A 16700-nucleotide genomic window follows, 5' to 3' on the forward strand; every position below is an offset into this window, starting at 1 on the left:
TGCTACATGTTTATTGTATACTGCTTGCAAACGCTTACTCAATCTTTCCTAGTTCGCGTTTTGGCAAGGTAGTTGGACAAGTGAAAAAGATAGTACAGCGGACAATGAAAAATGGAATTCGTCACGAGACGAATTCCATTTTTCATTGTCTATTCGATTCATTCATCACATCAAACTTCCGTAACATTCAACTCCCGTTCAATGACTTTGCGGAACGTTTCATTGAGGACGGTGTCCAATTGTTGTTCATCGCCATATTCAAACTGAGTCGTCCGTTCTTCACTTTCAATGATTGCACCACTGATTGAACTCAGCAATTGAAGAAGTTCATCCGGTGCTTGTTCGGGCGCGACAAGTACTAAAATCCGCTCAACTGGATGGATGACTTGATCCATTCCGAGCAAATCGATAGCTTGATTCAGCTCGAAAATTAAAAAGGCACCCTGTTTGATTGAACTGTCACGTCCATGGAATAATGCGAGCCGTGTTCCTGGAATTCCAAGACCTGACATTTCATGCCGCCGCAACAATTGTGTCGACAGCTGGACCGCTGAATGCGCGATATCTTTCATAACCATCACATTACTTACTTCAAGAAGCAGCTCTTCTAGGCCTTCTGACTGTGAAGCAATCGACTCAATCGAAAAAAATTCTGTCAATTCACGTGCCGTTTTCACAAGTTGTTCTAATCGTTTTAAATCTAACCACCCCTTTACCTCTTTTCGGGCGGGTTGTTTAAATGATTTCGGAAGCGAGACAAGCAGTTTTCTGACGCGATCGACTTCATCTTGCGGAAGTAAGGGGTTGACGAGTAAATGTGGTTGACTGATATCCGGCAACGGAACCGTCGATAATACAAAGTCGTAATCAGTTAAATTCAAACGATCAATCCCGAACAAGGAAGAATTTTCGATTTGATCAAGTTCTAAAAACTCTTGTCGCAACCGGTTCATTAATAATTTGGAAGAGCCAAGTCCTGCTGAACAAACGACCAGAACGCGATACGGAACTTTTACGACAGGTCTACTTAATACCGCTCCAAAATGCATCACCCAAAATGCTAAATCATGATCAGCAAACGCTTGATCCGAAAAGACGGTTTGCGCCACCTGTTTAACCGAATCGAACAGCCGTGGATACTCCCTTTCAATCTGCTTGATGACATAAGACGGATTGATGACGTTTTGTCGCGTATAGGACATGATATGGGAAACGAGTCCCCGCTCAAGGGCACTGTCTTCTGTAAACTGCTCTCCATACAAAAGAGAGACTTCCTCAATCAATCGCTTGACGCGCAATCGAATGACCAATTCTTCAGAACTGTCTAGTTGATCTTGTTGAAAATTGCGTAGTTCTTCTGAAATCCATTGACGCTCCGCAACTGTCAACGCATAGGGTAGACGTCGTCCGATGATGTCTACCCGTTGAAGCACTTCGACCGGGTACGTTTTCAATTCATAGCGCATTGGAAATATTTCCATCCGAATCGCTTGGAGCGCCAAACTAAGTGTGGCTCGCATAATTGACCGGTCGCTCAGTTCCTGTTGCTTTATTACGGGAGCGATTACTGCATAGGATTGATTGATTGCTTCGACCCACTGATTACGCGCCGGATGCAAAAGATCGGGTAATTGATTAAGATCCCCTTGGAGCAACCGGTAAAAGGACAATACATCCCATTGCGTGAAAATAAGCGAAAGCAATAAACGACGCTTATTGATTTCTTCGCCGATGACTTCAGCTCCGATCCCCTTCTTCCGCCGCAACTCTAAATCATATTGTTGAAACCATTCATCAATCCGCTCTAAATCTTGACTGATCGTACTCGGTGCGATGTACATCGCATGCGCAAGTGCCTGTAATTTAATCATGCCCGGTTCTTGTAAGAGACGATAAGTGAGCTCAACTTGCCGGTCATCCGTCGAAGGTAATGCTTTATGTGATAATAACAATGCCTCTCGGAGCTTCCGTTTGTCACTTTCATCCCCAACGAGCACTAATCCTCTTCCTCGAATATAATCCAGTTCTAACTGAAAAGAAGCAATTGTTTGAGCAATCGGTTCTCGTTCACGCTGAATGGTCCGTTCGGACGTTCCAAGCGTTTCTGCAATTTCTTGGACTTGAACAGGCTCTGTTTTTGTCAACAAATAAAATAAGACTTCACGTTCTCGTGTAGAAAACTCAATCAACCTTAATCAACTCTTTTCTTAATACAGTGATCACTTCATCGTAAGCCGCTTCAGACAACAGATGATTGACGATGCATACGCGATAATCCGTCACCCCCGTCACTTGGCGGACAATCTTCTCAGGTCCGACAATCAGATGTATTTCAGTAGGGACCTCCTTCAGACGATAACTCTGAACATCGACTTGCAACTGCTCCTGTCGCAGGCGCTTTCGTAGCACGTTCGCTCCTAGGACGCTCCCTGCTAACCCAGAATCACAGACGAATCCGATTTTAAGACGTTTCACGTCATCACCCACCTCTTTTCTTTAATCCTAGCGGATGTGTCATTAAAAATGTTAATTTCTACAGACATTTTTCAGACTTTTTTTAAGGAACAACAAAAACGTCATGTGTGGAAACTTAACTGTTCCCATACATGACGTTAAATGAATTAGCCCGTTTGAGTCATCAGTGACAGATGTCGTTCGACTGCTTCTGCCACTTCCCGCCCTTCGCGGATCGCCCAGACAATCAAGGACTGTCCGCGCCGTGCGTCCCCTGCAGCGAAGACACCCTTCCGATTTGTTGCATATCCCTTCGTCTTGATTTTCCCTCGCTCTGATTCAACGATGAGTTGATTCAAGACCGTCTGCTCGACTCCGCTGAAGCCGATTGCAATCAGCATCAAGTCGACCGTATAGTATTTTTCTGTTCCTTCAATTGCTCGGAATTCAATTGACCCATCTGCTTGCTTTACTTTTTCATTATGAATCGTCCAAACCCCTGTCAAGCGACCGGAATCACTTGTCGTGTAACGTGTGATCGCGATCAAATATTCGCGAGGATCACGTCCGAATTGATCGAATGCTTCTGCATAACCGTAGTCAAGTGTAAAGAGGTTCGGTGTATCCGGCCACATGTTGTCGTTCGCCCGGACCTGACCTGGCATTTCATGCTTCCCGAACTGGACGACAGAACGGCAACCCTGTCTGAGTGCCGTCGCGACACAGTCCGCTCCCGTATCTCCGCCACCGATGACGAGAACATCTTTACCTCGCGTATCGTGTTGCTCAAGCAGGGATTGATTCGACAACAGATGGCGCGTCACGCTTGTTAAATAGTCCATCGCGTAACCGACACCGCTCGTCGGAAGATTTGGTAACGTTCTTGGTTCCGTTGCACCGACACAAAGAATGACGGCATCAAACGCTTGTTCAAGCTCGTCCAGCGTCACATCAAGACCGATCGTTACGCCGGTCTTAAAGAGAATGCCTTCTGCTTTGAGCAGATCGACACGACGCTCGACGATATCTTTTGATAACTTCATCGCCGGAATCCCGTACGTCAACAGACCTCCGATACGATCTTCCCGTTCAAAAACGGTGACTTGGTGCCCTGCTTGATTCAATTGATCGGCCGCGGCAAGCCCTGCCGGACCAGAACCGACGACTGCCACATGATGGGACGTCCGGTTCAATGGCACCCGCGGAACGACCCATCCTTTTTCAAAGCCGATATCGATGATTGTACGCTCAATCTGTTTAATCGCGACGGCCGGTTCATTAATCGATAACGTACATGAACCTTCGCACGGTGCGGGACAAACACGTCCCGTGAACTCCGGGAAGTTGTTCGTTTGATGCAGGCGCTCGAGCGCTCCTTTAAAGTCTCCTTCTTCGACGAGGAGATTCCACTCGGGAATCAAATTGTAGACCGGACAACCAATTTTGACATGTCCATAGGTCTCGCCGACATGACAAAACGGGGTTCCGCAATCCATACATCGGCTGGCTTGTTCCGACGCCTCACTTTCAGAAAATGCTTCTTTATATTCATTAAAGTCTTGAATCCGTTCTGTACTGGCGCGCTCTCGTCCGGACTGGCGAGGAACACTCATGAATTTATCGCGTCTTTTCATTATTGACCTCCCGTTCCGCGTCCGAGGTGTGTCTCAAACGCTAACAACATCGCTTCTTCCGTATTATGTCCTTTTTTCGCATAATCGGCCATCAATGTCGTGACGACTTGATAGGTCGTCGGAATGACACGAATAAACGAACTCAAAACATGATCCCAGTTTGAAAGAATCGCATGTCCTTGTTCACTGTTCGTCCGTACGACATGACGTTCGATAAATGTTTTTAAGCGTGCCGCTTCTTCCGTGTCTGTTACTGCGCCCATCGTGACGAGCTCGAGATTGACGCGCGAGCGGAACAACGCGATGTCTTTCGGTAAGACGTAGGCGACACCACCTGACATACCGGCAGCGAAGTTCTTTCCGACGTCACCGAGAATGACGACACTCCCGCCCGTCATATATTCCAAGCCATGATTCCCGATTCCTTCGACGACTGCCGTCGCACCACTGTTTCGAACGGCGAACCGTTCGCCTGCCTGTCCATTGACGTACAGTTCCCCACTCGTCGCACCATAAAGCGCGACGTTACCGATGATGACTTGCTCTGAAGAAACAAAACTCGTCTTCATATCAGGACGAACCGAAAGAATTCCTCCAGATAATCCCTTTCCAACGTAATCATTAGCATCCCCGACGACGTTCAACGTCATTCCGCGAGGCACGTATGCACCTAAGCTTTGTCCGGCTGATCCTGTCAGGTTCAATGTTAAGCGATCGGAAGGTAAGCCCATTTCTCCGAACATCCGTGTCAGACGTGATCCGGTATTCGTACCGATTGCCCGGTCTGTATTCGTAATCGCAAGCGCAAATGTTTGTTTTTCCGTAAATGCATCATGATCAAGCAACGGAGCGATTTCACGGTGGTCAAACGACTTCGCGACAGCATGATCTTGCGCTTGTGTCGACGTCGAATCATATGTTGGTTGAACAAGTAGTCGAGAAAAGTCGAGACTGGCTGCTTTCCAGTGATTCGTCAAACGATCCGATGTCATTAAAAGATCCGTCCGTCCGACGAGTTCCGCTAGACTACGGACGCCGAGTTGAGCTAAATATTCACGAACTTCTTCCGCAACGAACGTCATGAAATGGACGACGTGATCGGCAGATCCGGTGAATTTTTCACGCAACTTCGGATCCTGTGTCGCGACACCGACCGGGCACGTATCTAGATGACAGGCACGCATCATGATGCAACCGACGGCAATCAATGGTGCTGTCGCAAATCCATATTCATTCGCCCCGAGCATCGCTGCGATGACGACATCGCGTCCAGTTAGTAACTTACCGTCCGTTTCTAAGCTGACCCGTTCCCGCAGACCATTCAAGGCTAGCGTTTGATGCGTCTCAGCGAGTCCCAGTTCCCACGGTAAGCCCGTATGTTGGATACTCGTCTTCGGGGAAGCCCCCGTTCCTCCATCATGCCCACTGATGACGATGACATCGGCAAGTCCTTTGGCGACACCGGCAGCAATCGTTCCGACGCCTCCTTTTGCGACAAGCTTAACACTGATCCGCGCCTCGTCATTTGCCCGCTTTAGATCGTGAATCAATTGAGCCAAGTCTTCGATTGAATAAATGTCATGATGTGGTGGTGGTGAAATCAGACCGACACCCGGTGTCGAAGCACGGACCCGCGCAATCCACGGATACACTTTTTCGCCTGGGAGTTGTCCCCCTTCGCCTGGCTTCGCGCCTTGTGCGACTTTAATCTGGAGTTCATCCGCATGGATCAAATAATGACTCGTCACGCCGAACCGACCTGATGCAATCTGTTTAATCCGACTCATCCGTGAGTCACCATTTTCGTCGAGTTGATACCGTTCCTCTTCTTCGCCACCTTCACCACTGTTACTCTTACCACCTAGACGGTTCATCGCAATCGCTAGTGTTTCATGAGCTTCCTTCGATAGTGAACCGTACGACATCGCACCGGTCTTAAAGAATTTGACGATTTCACTCGCGGGTTCGACTTCCTCGAGCGGAATCGGTGTCGTTTCCTTGAACGTCAACAAATGGCGCAGGAAGGTTGCGGGTTCTTCTGCAATTTGATTTGAGTACCGTTTAAATAACTGATAGTCCCCAGTTCGGCAAGCATGTTGTAACAAATGGATCGTCGCCGGATTGAACGCATGATGTTCTCCGTCATTACGGTACCGGAAGACACTACCTGATTCCAAGAACGTCCGTTTCGTCCCTTCCTCATGTTGACGTTTCGCTTCCTTTTCAATCAAAGCGAGCGACAGACCACTGAGTTGAGAGACTGTTCCCGTAAAGTAGCGATCGATGACGTCCGTCGAAATCCCGACGACTTCGAAAATCTGCGCCCCCCGATAACTGAAGACGGTCGAAATCCCCATCTTCGACATGACTTTGACGACCCCCTCCGTCACGGCGTTACGATAACGAACAGCATTGTCCGCGTGTTTTTCACCAATCGCTTCATCGAGTGTCGCATATACAAGGTACGGGTAGATTGCGTCAGCTCCGTAACCGAGCAGCGCCGCGAAGTGATGCACTTCCCGGACTTCTCCCCCTTCGATGATTAAACTGACGTTTGTCCGAAGCCCTTTACGGATTAAATGGTGATGCACGGCACTCGTCACGAGCAGGATTGGCATCGGTATGGCTCCAGGTCGAATGTTCCGGTCAGAAAGAATCAACAACTCACAACCCGATTCGACGGCATGAACCGCTTCTTCGAGGAGCGTTTCAAGTGTTTCTTCCATTTGATTCGTAAACAATGTTGATAACGTTTTTTGTTTCAACTTTGTTTGACTGAGCGCATGCGCTTCAGCCGGAACTAGCACCGGTGAGTTCAAGCGGACCCGACGACAGTTTTTCCGGTTCGGGGTCAATAGTTCACCTTGACGCCCGAGCCAGGTCATCGTTGACGTGACGATTTGTTCACGTAACGCATCGATTGGTGGATTGGTGACTTGGGCAAACAATTGTTTGAAGTAACGGAACAACGATTGTGGTCGCTCACTTAATACAGCGAGTGGGATGTCCGTTCCCATCGCACCAAGCGGATCTTTTTTTTCCTCGACGAGAGGAATCAAGTATTGCTCGATATCTTCTCGCGTGTATCCAAACAGACGTTGCGTCGTACCTAATTCCTCAATCGTTTCTGAGTGCATTAACGTCGGTAATTGAATCTGTTCTTCTGATAACCATTCGGCATAAGGATGACGCATCGCAAGATCCCGTTTCACTTCTTCGTCAGAAATCAGCTGACCGGAAGCAAAATCAAGCAATAAAAGCTCACCAGGAATCAAACGTTTCTTATACAAAATCTCTTTTTCCGGAATCGGGAGGACACCTGATTCCGAGGACAACATAAAGTGACCATCGCGCATCATGATATAACGGGCAGGTCTGAGTCCATTTCGGTCAAGTGTCGCGCCAATTTGTTTCCCATTCGTAAATACGATGGCAGACGGACCGTCCCATGGCTCCATCATACTGCTGTGATACTCGAAATAAGCACGTTTCGCCGGCCGTACTTCCGCATGTTCGAATGGCTCTGGAACCAGCATTAAAGCTGTTTCCGCTAACGTCAAACCAGACAAGTATAAAAATTCAAACGCATTATCGAGCATCGACGAGTCACTTCCTGATTCATCGAGGATTGGGAGCACATCATCTGCACGGCGACCATAGGTCGTTTTCGCAAGACTTTTTTCGCGTCCACGCATCGCTTGAATATTGCCTTGTAACGTATTGATTTCTCCATTATGAATCAAATAGCGGTTCGGGTGAGCTCGTTTCCAACTCGGGAAGGTGTTCGTGCTAAAACGTGAGTGAACAATCGCAAACCCTGATTGGTACCGTTCATCACGTAAATCATCAAAATACTGACCGAGCTGATCTGTAGTGACAAGTCCTTTATAGACGATAGTCTCACTCGAACTACTGAGCACGTACTGTTCGATTCCAAGACGATTTGCTTCTCGTTCAAAAGAACGACGAATCATGAATAACGTTCGTTCGAAGGCCAACCCTTCAATGTCCTTCGCTTCAATGAAGCATTGGCGAATGACCGGTTCTGTTTGACGTGCTTTTTCACCAATCACTGTATTCGAGACTGGTACCGTTCTCCACTCGATCACCCGTTGTCCTTCTGATAAAATAATTGATTCTAAAGCGCGTTCGAGTCGCTGTCTCGACCGTTCCTCCCGAGGCAGGAACATCATCATGACACCATAATCTCCTTTTTTCGGTAAGGTTACATTCCGAAATGTCTCCCGAAAGAAACGGTCGGGAATTTGAGTTAAGACACCGGCACCATCCCCTGTTTTCGCATCGCTCCCCTGTCCGCCTCGATGCTCCATCTGACAGAGCATCGCGAGTGCATTTTCGACGATTTCATGGCTCGGTCTCCCGGTTCGGTGCGCATAGACTCCGATTCCACACGCATCATGTTCTTGCTTCGGATCATATAAACCTTGCCGTTCAGGCAATTGATGAAATGACATAATTTCACTCTCCTTAACACGTTCTAAATTTTCTGTATATTCAGTTAAAATATACTTTACACTCTTTTATGATTATTCGCCACCATGTATAAATGAAACTATTATATCCAAATCACTTATGATTCCCTGAGGCTAGACAATGTTAACGCTTCCATAAAGATGAATAATCATTCTAATTATTTTTTCAGAAGAATTATTCTCGTTTAAATTTTATTTTTTGCAACGAGTGTTTCAAGCGTGGTATTTTTAATAAAGAGAAATCTATTATTTTGATTAGAGAGGAAGTACGTTATGAAAAATTCAGTAAAGTGGACAGGGCTCTTGATTGCAGGAACTACCCTTTTCCTTAGCGCTTGTGGTCAGGAAGAAGAGAAGACGACAGCATATGACAAAATCGTTAAGGAGGGGACGTTGACAGTAGCTACTGCCGGAACACTTTATCCAACGTCGTTTCATGATGAAGAGAGCAACAAGTTGACTGGCTTTGACGTCGAAGTCGTTAAAGAAGTCGCAAAACGACTCGATCTAAAAGTAAACTTCAAAGAGATGTCATTCGATGGTATGTTGACGAGCGTCAATACTGGACAAGTCGATCTTGCCGCAAACGATATTACAATCACAGAAGAACGGAAAGCAAAATTCGCATTTTCAAAACCTTACAAGTATACGTACGGAACGGCCATCGTTCGTAAAAGTGATTTATCTGACATACAATCTCTTGAGGATTTAAAAGGTAAAAAAGCAGCTGGCGAGGCAACGACGACTTACATGCAAATCGCTAAAAAATATGGTGCAAAAGAAGTCACATATGATAATGCAACGAACGATCAATATCTCCGCGACGTCTCGAATGGTCGAACGGATGTCATCTTGAACGACTATTATCTTCAAAGCCTTGCTGTCGATTTCTTCAAAGACTTCGACATCACGATCCACCCGGACATCGCCTATAATCCGAGTCAAGTCGGTCTCATCATGGATCTTGATAATAAAGAGCTCCAATCAAACATTAACGCTCAAATCGAGGCGATGAAAAAAGACGGTACGCTCGCAAAATTATCAAAGCAATATTACGCCAACAAAGATGTTTCAAAAATGCCTGACGTCAAAACGACGATTGTGGATGTGAATTGAGCAATGTCGACTGGCGCTCCGTGTTTAATCCTGAGTTAGCGGTTGATGCGTTTCCCTATATCTTAGGAGGACTTGGACATACATTATGGATTGCATTCGCAAGCATGGGATTAGGTCTGATATTCGGCTTGTTGCTTGCACTTGCTCGTTTATCAGCGTCTCGTTTTTTACGCCTGACTGCGACGCTCTATATTTCATTCATGCGCGGTGTACCGATCCTCGTGATTCTTTTCATGCTGTACTTCGGCTTACCTGTGATCAATATCGAACTCGATGCGCTAACAGCAGCGATAACGGGCTTCAGTCTCAACAGTGCTGCGTACATGGCAGAAATCATTCGCTCCGCCATTGTGTCTGTCGACAAAGGACAAAGAGAGGCTGCCCAGTCTCTCGGCCTCTCTCCTTATCGCGTCCTAGTCGGAATCATTCTCCCGCAAGCGATTCGTTTGGCAATCCCACCTTTATCGAACGTTTTACTCGATTTAGTCAAAGCGTCTTCTTTAGCTGCGATGATTACCGTCCCAGAAATCTTTCAACGTGCAAAAATCGTCGGTGGACGCGAATTCGATTACATGACGGTTTATTTCGTAATCGCCTTCATCTACTGGGGAATTTGCGCATTGATTGCAGCTGTACAAGAAGTTCTAGAGCGTCATTTTGCTCGTTATCTTTAACCGACATAAAAAGCACCGCCCGCTTGACGAGGAAAGTCGACTCGTCAAGCGGGCGGTGCTTTAGCCTTGTCTATAGTTCTTAGCTAAAAAGAGTTCAATTTGTATAGCTTGAAGAGGTTTATGGAACAAATAACCTTGCAACGTATGGCACCCTAACTGATTTAATAACCTTGCTTCTTCGACTAACTCGACCCCTTCAGCAACAATCGTCATGTTTAACCGTCTTCCTAACTGAATAATCATCTCGACGATTGCACGCTTCTCATCTGAACGGATTGCTTCTTGAACGATTTCTTTAGGAATCTTTAACTGGTCGAACGGTAATTCTACGAGTGTTTGCATTGAAGAAAAACCTGTCCCGAAATCATCGAGTGCAATTCGAATCCCATGAAGGTGAAGTTCGTTTAAGGTCTCGATAATCTGATTCGTTCCTTCGATAAAAATATGTTCTGTCATTTCGATTTCAAGCAAGTATGCCGGAAAATGTGTCTCTTCAAGAATCGTCAGTACTCTTTCTGTAAAATCGGGTTGCCTTAATTGCCACGGGGAGACATTGACTGCAATCGTAATCGCTCCATGTCCTTGATCCAACCACGTCTTTCCTTGCGCGCAAGCGCGGCGCATCACCCATCCTCCTAGCGTTTCAATAAAACGCGTCCGCTCCGCAATCGGAATGAACTCTAAAGGGGAAATCATTCCATACTTGGGATGATTCCAACGCACAAGCGCTTCCGCTCCAGTAATTTTGTGACTGTCTGCTTCTACTTGCGGTTGAAACAGTACGAAAAAATCTCGATCGAGTTCTGCATCGTACAAATCGCGTGTCAGCTGAAGCGCTCGCTTACGCTGATTTTGAGTCTCTGCATCCGTAATCGCATACGTGTTTTTTCGGTTCGATTTAGCTGTGAACAATGCAATTTCTGCATCATTGATGACATGATCAATGGATTCGTCATAAATAAAAGAAACACCGATGCTCGCTGTGACATTGATTTGTTTGAAATCAATTTGTACGCGTTCAGCGACACATGTTAAAACCTCCTCGCATAACAGTTCAATACCAGCATGACCTTTCGCATGAAGTAAAAACGCACTTCCGCTAGCTTTGGCAACTAAACAATCGGGAAAACGATTCATGAGTCTACTCCCAATCATATGCAACGTGCGATCTCCCGTCCGGTAACCGAAGGCATCATTGACCGTTTTGAAGTCATCTAAATCAATTAAACAAATTGCATCTCCTTCGCTTGAAATTTTTTCGACTTCAAGAACGAAATAAGACCGATTAGCGAGTTTTGTTACCGGATCAAGAAAGGCTTGCTCTTGTAAGCGTGAAAGATACTCGATATTACGTTCTAATCGTGTCACGTACTGACGATGAATCAATAAACTGATCAGCGCAGCAATGATGACTAAGCCGATTCGTGCGATATAATCTGCTGTATTAGTAACGGACGTGACGTTCGGTGCATTAAACCAAATGTATAAGAGAGAAATGATCGTCGTCCCCGTCGCATAGACGAGCATCGTTCGATTAATGACGACAAGAGAACTCAGTAAAAAAAGAATCGCAGCTGCCCAAACGGTCTGAGCACCACTTTCTAGGAAGGGATAATAGATGAAAGGAATTAGTAAAAAAACACTCGACATCACGTGGGGTTTAAGACGATCCGGCATATTACTTTTCCCAAGCAGAAATTGACAAATGCCTACGAGAAAAATAAGTCCAGCACGTAAAAGGTCATACCTGTTCGAGCCGGATGTACTGAGTAAACTAGTAAGCACATACAAAATCGCACCCAAGCTCGTCAGAACTAAAATGATGGAGCCAAACAATTGATAGTTCGCTTTTGCTTCTCGATTATACTGAAGACTGGCGGAAGAAGGTCGCTGCTGATTTTTCATAGAAATCCCTCTTTTCTGTTCTATCCAATTGTCTTTTTCCTTTAGATCATACTTATAAAACCTAATTTTTCCTAAAATAATGATTTAGTTGGAAACGTCTAAATGAAAAGAGAAACGGGTATTCATTAAAAGAAGTGTTAATTATATGCTAAGAAAGGAGCTTAACGATGAGCCATCTGCTGTTTATCGAAGCCAATGATAGTACACATCAATCGAAAAGTCTTAGTTCACAGATGAATAACGCATTCCTTGCTTCCTATCGCAAGGAACATCCAGAAGATGAGATTACCATCCTAAACTTATTTGAAGAACGCCTTCCTTTTTTTGATTTACGTCTCGCTAAATCTGCCGCGAAACTATTTCGAGGGGAAACGCTCGATCAAGAGGAAGCCGAACAGGCGGAACGGTTACAAGAATATTTAAATCGTTTCTTAGAATCAGAAAAAATCGTTTTTTCTTTTCCGATGTGGAATTTAAGTGTTCCTGCTCCCTTGCATAACTATATGGATTATCTCGCGCAATCCGGGCAAACGTTTCATTACACTGCTGAAGGATCCGTCGGACTTGTGACTGGTAAACGTGTACTACTCTTACATTCTCGTGGAGGTGACTATTCAACGCCTGATAAAATCGAATCCGACCATGCCGTACGGTATATGCAGGACATTCTGCAATTTTTCGGAATCACGGATGTCAAATCCATCATTCTCGAAGGGCACCAACAGTATCCGAATCAAGCCGAAGAACGGATTCAAAAAGCCCTCTTTGCATGTGAGAAGGCTGGGATGGATTTTTAGAATGTGAATAATAAAAAGTCCTTTTTTCCGTTAAGTACAATTTTTTCATAAGTCTTTAAATGAAAAGTACGAAATAACGTGTAGGCAACTGTATAGTCTCGCTTCGTCGATTCAATGTTTCCTAATACTTCGTTATAGTATCCACGTTGATAATAAAAATGAGCGATAAAGGAAGAATCATTCAAAGCGAGACTTTCTACTAATGCTTTCTCCGTTAACGCCATTCCTTCATCATATTTTTTTTGAAATGTCAGCAGTTGCGAATGGTTATAATAAATTTTTAATAACTGTTTCTTTAATTCCAACGTATCATATGATAAAGATTCTAATTCTAAATATACTTTTTCTGATAAATGAAATTGGTCATTTTCAGCATACAAATTAGAAATTGCCATTTTGATTCGAATGAACACTTGAGGAGACTCATACCAAATGTCTTCTTTCTCTGTCAGATGAGATAACAATGAAGAGGCCGTTCGATAATCAATATGAGCTATTTTAAATTTTAATAAAATCTCAAAATAAGACTTTAATAACGTCAGTTCTTTCGTTTGATTCACAATTTTTTTAGATATTTCCTCTTCTAATTGCCCGAACTTTTTTTCTCGAAGTAATTGAGAAAAATGCATATCATATTTACGATATTGTTCACTTTCTAATCGATCCTGAAACAATAATGATATGGGTACACGGAGCCGCTTCGCAATTTGTTGTAATAAATCAATTGTTGGAGAATTTCGTCCATTCTCAATTTTACTGATTTCTGCTTGACTGCAAATCCCATCACACAATTGTTTTTGTGTCAATTTTTTTTCTTTTCGAATTCGTTTGATTTCGTTTCCAATGGAAAGTGGTAATGAATTCATTCTTCTTTCCTTCCTTCATACTGAAAGTAAGCTGATAACTTTTTTTAGGACCAATTCAATTAGAATACGATCAATATAAGCAGAACGCTAATCGATCGTAAAATACATTAACTCGAATAGGTATTCATCTAGTATTTCTTTATACGCCTTATTTTCAGTAGCAATAAATACTACGTAAGCCTGCGTATATGCTTCTTTAATTTTTTCTGACGACGCACACACTTGTTCAAGCGCATATCCTTGCTGATAAAAAAAGTGCCCCAGATAACTCATGTCTTGCATTTTGTTGCTTTCATTAATGCCCTCGGTGGACTCTGCAATCACAAGTGAAAATTTTTTCAGTTTAATCAAATTTCTAATATAATTGTATTTTACTTTTAGCATTAATTTTTTATAATCATCGGTCACATAATCTAATTTCAAAGTCTCTTTGTAAATATTGTGCGCATGCATGTATTCTTTATTATTAGTATACAGGACGGCAACAGCCATCTGAATCCTGACATAAATTAAAAAGTACTCTTCAAGGATTAATTTATCATTTACCAACTTCAATAACTGAGAAATACACGTACGATAATCAATTTTTTTCATTTCCACTTCATTAATCAATTGATAATATCTCAATAAAATTCTCGTGCCTTCTGCAGTCGTATTTTTTAGTTTCTGTGGGATGATTTTAAGAATCTCTGCATGTTTTTGAGCACGCATCAATTGTGTTATTTGATGATCAATTCGGTGAAATTCTTCTATCTCTTCTTCCTCCATAAAAAAGAAAGAGACCGGAACACGTAGCTTTTTCGCTACATCTTGAAGTAGTTCAATCGTCGGTGAATTTTTCCCATTTTCTATTTTGCTAATTTCAGCTTGACTACAAATATTTCGGCTCAATTCTTGTTGAGTAATTTTTTTCTTTTGACGTAATTTCTTTAAGCGCGTACCAATTGTTCGTTGTACAGAAGTCATTCTTTTTCTCCTTTAATATAAAACGAGCAAATAGAGTAAAAAAAGTCCCCCGTCCAAGTTAATTTTACTTGTTACGGAAGACTTATTTATTCGATGCTTCCGGCGAGAATCGAACTCGCACTGCAGCATTACCATTGCTGAGGTCTGCCATTAACCTACGGAAGCGTACATATTTCTGATATCAGTATAGCTTAGATGAAACATTTCTTCAATAAAAAAACTGACAGACGTTGCCAAGTCTGCCAATTTAGAAGAGTTATTTACTTATAATACGGTTTTTGTTAGCGAATTATCGAACACGATAAGAACTGAGTAATGTTCGTCTGCTTTTGATGCAACGAATGTAGAAAACTTAAGTGTAATGATTGAATTTGAACCGACTCCGTTTTCTTCGAAGAAATGATTCATTCGTTCTTCTAACTCCTCAGGCGTACGTCCTACCAATACTTTTGAATGCAACATCTTATTCACCCCGTCTATTTTTTGTGTACGATTATGGTTTTTCCCAAAAGCGTACACTCTAAAACCTACAATTTTTCAACTTGCTGAATTTCAATCCGTTCGATAAGGTGAAGACATGAATCATATTTTACGAAGGAGTCGAGGCATATGAAAGATTACATGTTTGATGAAATCATTGATAAAAAAATGACGGGTTCGGTCAAATGGGACGGCTTAAAAGATTTATATGGAGCAGAAGAATTAATTCCGATGTGGGTCGCCGATATGGATATCCGACCAGCGGATTCAATCGTCGGGGCATTAACAAAACGGATTGCACACGGTCATTTCGGCTATTCCCTATTCGAAGATCGAGCCAAACAAGCCATTCAAAACTGGTTTTTGAAACGTTATGATCAACAGATTGAACAATCATCGCTCCTTTATTCGAGTGGCGTCGTCCCTGCTCTAGCACACAGTCTCTTGGCACTGACCGATGAGCATGATGAGGTCATCATTCAAACTCCTGTTTATCCCCCGTTTCACCAAATCATTCAATCGAACAATCGAACGCTCATTGAAAATCCGCTCCGCTTGATTGCAGGACGTTATGAAATTGATTTCTTGAGTCTTGAAGCACAGATGAAAACTGCGAAAATGATGATTTTATGCAGTCCCCATAATCCAACTGGTCGGGTGTTTAATCGGAGTGAACTTGAAACGATTGTTGATTTGGCCAAGAAATATGACGTTTATCTTCTGTCCGATGAAATCCATGCTGATTTGATTTTTTCCGGTAACAAACACCATCCGATTTCAGCATTTTCATATGAGAAGGCAATTCTCGTCAGTGCACCTTCAAAAACATTCAACATTCCAGGACTTTATGCTTCTTATCTAGTTGTTCCGAACGAAACCATTCGTTTGGAAATCGAACGTGTCCAGCAAGCAAACTTTGTTCATCCGAACGCGCTTGCCTCAACGGCAATCATCGCTGCCTATGAGGATAAAGCGAGCGAACAATGGCTTGACCAACTTCTCTTATATTTAGAGCAAAATCGTGACCATGCTCTCAGACGAATCGAAACGGAGATGCCGTTACTATCTGTCGTCAAACCTGATGCAACCTTTTTACTTTGGATTGATTTTGAGCGCCTCGGATTGACCGAAGACGATCGTGCGACTTGGCTCGTTGAACGAGCATCCCTCGCCTTAACCCATGGAAAAGCATTCGGAACGAACGGCGTGACATTCGAACGTTTAAACTTCGGATGCCCGCGGCGCCAACTAGACGAAGCACTCGACCGGCTGCATGACGCATACCTCAGCTTGATGTAAATGATTTTTCTCTAAA

Annotated in this window: 12 protein-coding genes and 1 tRNA gene; 4 read left to right on the forward strand and 9 right to left on the reverse strand. The window is 43.7% G+C overall.

Translation table 11 applies throughout. The annotated features are described in order from the left end of the window. Positions 1–170 precede the first annotated feature (170 nt). The 4 genes from KNP99_RS03240 to gltB all read right to left on the reverse strand — a co-directional run bounded on the left by KNP99_RS03240 (position 171) and on the right by gltB (position 8563). Positions 171–2189 carry a BglG family transcription antiterminator gene (locus tag KNP99_RS03240; RefSeq protein WP_088837262.1) on the reverse strand — a complete coding sequence of 673 codons (2019 nt, stop codon included), beginning with the start codon at positions 2187–2189 and terminating at the stop codon, positions 171–173. Then, positions 2182–2475, reverse strand: a complete 294-nt coding sequence (locus KNP99_RS03245; protein WP_214845107.1) for a PTS sugar transporter subunit IIB — start codon at positions 2473–2475, stop codon at positions 2182–2184. Before KNP99_RS03245 ends, KNP99_RS03240 begins: the two co-directional genes overlap by 8 nt. Before the next feature lie 146 nt (positions 2476–2621). After that, entirely contained in the window at positions 2622–4088 is a 1467-nt protein-coding gene (locus KNP99_RS03250) for a glutamate synthase subunit beta (RefSeq protein ID WP_088837264.1), read from the reverse strand. Then, the gene (gene gltB / locus KNP99_RS03255; RefSeq protein WP_215193040.1) at positions 4088–8563 is read right to left on the reverse strand and encodes a glutamate synthase large subunit; all 4476 of its coding nucleotides are present in this window, start codon (positions 8561–8563) and stop codon (positions 4088–4090) included. Before gltB ends, KNP99_RS03250 begins: the two co-directional genes overlap by 1 nt. 291 nt (positions 8564–8854) lie before the next feature. Between gltB and KNP99_RS03260 the strand changes: the two genes are divergently transcribed. Continuing rightward, positions 8855–9697 (forward strand): transporter substrate-binding domain-containing protein, encoded by an 843-nt coding sequence (locus KNP99_RS03260; RefSeq protein ID WP_088837266.1) that lies wholly within the window; start codon positions 8855–8857, stop codon positions 9695–9697. Then, entirely contained in the window at positions 9694–10371 is a 678-nt protein-coding gene (locus KNP99_RS03265) for an amino acid ABC transporter permease (RefSeq protein ID WP_088837267.1), read from the forward strand. The genes KNP99_RS03260 and KNP99_RS03265 overlap by 4 nt, the downstream gene beginning before the upstream one ends. A 60-nt stretch (positions 10372–10431) precedes the next feature. On the opposite strand, the gene KNP99_RS03270 is transcribed toward KNP99_RS03265, so the two are convergent. Continuing rightward, a complete protein-coding gene (locus KNP99_RS03270) occupies positions 10432–12276 on the reverse strand; it encodes a putative bifunctional diguanylate cyclase/phosphodiesterase (protein ID WP_214768548.1) in 1845 nt (614 codons plus the stop codon). A gap of 167 nt (positions 12277–12443) precedes the next feature. On the opposite strand from KNP99_RS03270, the gene KNP99_RS03275 reads away from it, so the two are divergent. After that, positions 12444–13073, forward strand: coding sequence for an FMN-dependent NADH-azoreductase (locus KNP99_RS03275; RefSeq protein WP_088837269.1), 630 nt, complete (start codon positions 12444–12446; stop codon positions 13071–13073). Here KNP99_RS03275 and KNP99_RS03280 read toward each other — a convergent pair. The 4 genes from KNP99_RS03280 to KNP99_RS03295 form a co-directional block, all read right to left on the reverse strand. After that, positions 13070–13939 (reverse strand): helix-turn-helix domain-containing protein, encoded by an 870-nt coding sequence (locus tag KNP99_RS03280; protein WP_088837270.1) that lies wholly within the window; start codon positions 13937–13939, stop codon positions 13070–13072. The genes KNP99_RS03275 and KNP99_RS03280 overlap by 4 nt on opposite strands. 87 nt (positions 13940–14026) lie before the next feature. After that, positions 14027–14905, reverse strand: coding sequence for a helix-turn-helix domain-containing protein (locus KNP99_RS03285; RefSeq protein ID WP_088837271.1), 879 nt, complete (start codon positions 14903–14905; stop codon positions 14027–14029). 94 nt (positions 14906–14999) lie between these two features. Continuing rightward, positions 15000–15070 (reverse strand) — tRNA-Thr (locus tag KNP99_RS03290). A 99-nt stretch (positions 15071–15169) separates the two neighbouring features. After that, the gene (locus KNP99_RS03295; RefSeq protein WP_029330508.1) at positions 15170–15367 is read right to left on the reverse strand and encodes a hypothetical protein; all 198 of its coding nucleotides are present in this window, start codon (positions 15365–15367) and stop codon (positions 15170–15172) included. A gap of 147 nt (positions 15368–15514) precedes the next feature. Here KNP99_RS03295 and KNP99_RS03300 point away from each other — a divergent pair, with 147 nt between their 5' ends. Next, positions 15515–16684, forward strand: coding sequence for a MalY/PatB family protein (locus KNP99_RS03300; RefSeq protein WP_088837272.1), 1170 nt, complete (start codon positions 15515–15517; stop codon positions 16682–16684). Positions 16685–16700: the final 16 nt, after the last annotated feature.

The organism is Exiguobacterium sp. s95 (genome assembly GCF_018618655.1).
Classification (GTDB): domain Bacteria; phylum Bacillota; class Bacilli; order Exiguobacteriales; family Exiguobacteriaceae; genus Exiguobacterium_A; species Exiguobacterium_A oxidotolerans.

What these genes read in the sequence shown, in the direction of transcription:
- KNP99_RS03250 (WP_088837264.1), bottom strand. Translation starts at nt 4,088, where the DNA reads ATGAAAAGACGCGATAAATTCATGAGTGTTCCTCGCCAGTCCGGACGA.
- gltB (WP_215193040.1), bottom strand. Translation starts at nt 8,563, where the DNA reads ATGTCATTTCATCAATTGCCTGAACGGCAAGGTTTATATGATCCGAAG.
- KNP99_RS03280 (WP_088837270.1), bottom strand. Translation starts at nt 13,939, where the DNA reads ATGAATTCATTACCACTTTCCATTGGAAACGAAATCAAACGAATTCGA.
- KNP99_RS03295 (WP_029330508.1), bottom strand. Translation starts at nt 15,367, where the DNA reads ATGTTGCATTCAAAAGTATTGGTAGGACGTACGCCTGAGGAGTTAGAA.
- KNP99_RS03270 (WP_214768548.1), bottom strand. Translation starts at nt 12,276, where the DNA reads ATGAAAAATCAGCAGCGACCTTCTTCCGCCAGTCTTCAGTATAATCGA.
- KNP99_RS03275 (WP_088837269.1), top strand. Translation starts at nt 12,444, where the DNA reads ATGAGCCATCTGCTGTTTATCGAAGCCAATGATAGTACACATCAATCG.
- KNP99_RS03260 (WP_088837266.1), top strand. Translation starts at nt 8,855, where the DNA reads ATGAAAAATTCAGTAAAGTGGACAGGGCTCTTGATTGCAGGAACTACC.
- KNP99_RS03285 (WP_088837271.1), bottom strand. Translation starts at nt 14,905, where the DNA reads ATGACTTCTGTACAACGAACAATTGGTACGCGCTTAAAGAAATTACGT.
- KNP99_RS03300 (WP_088837272.1), top strand. Translation starts at nt 15,515, where the DNA reads ATGAAAGATTACATGTTTGATGAAATCATTGATAAAAAAATGACGGGT.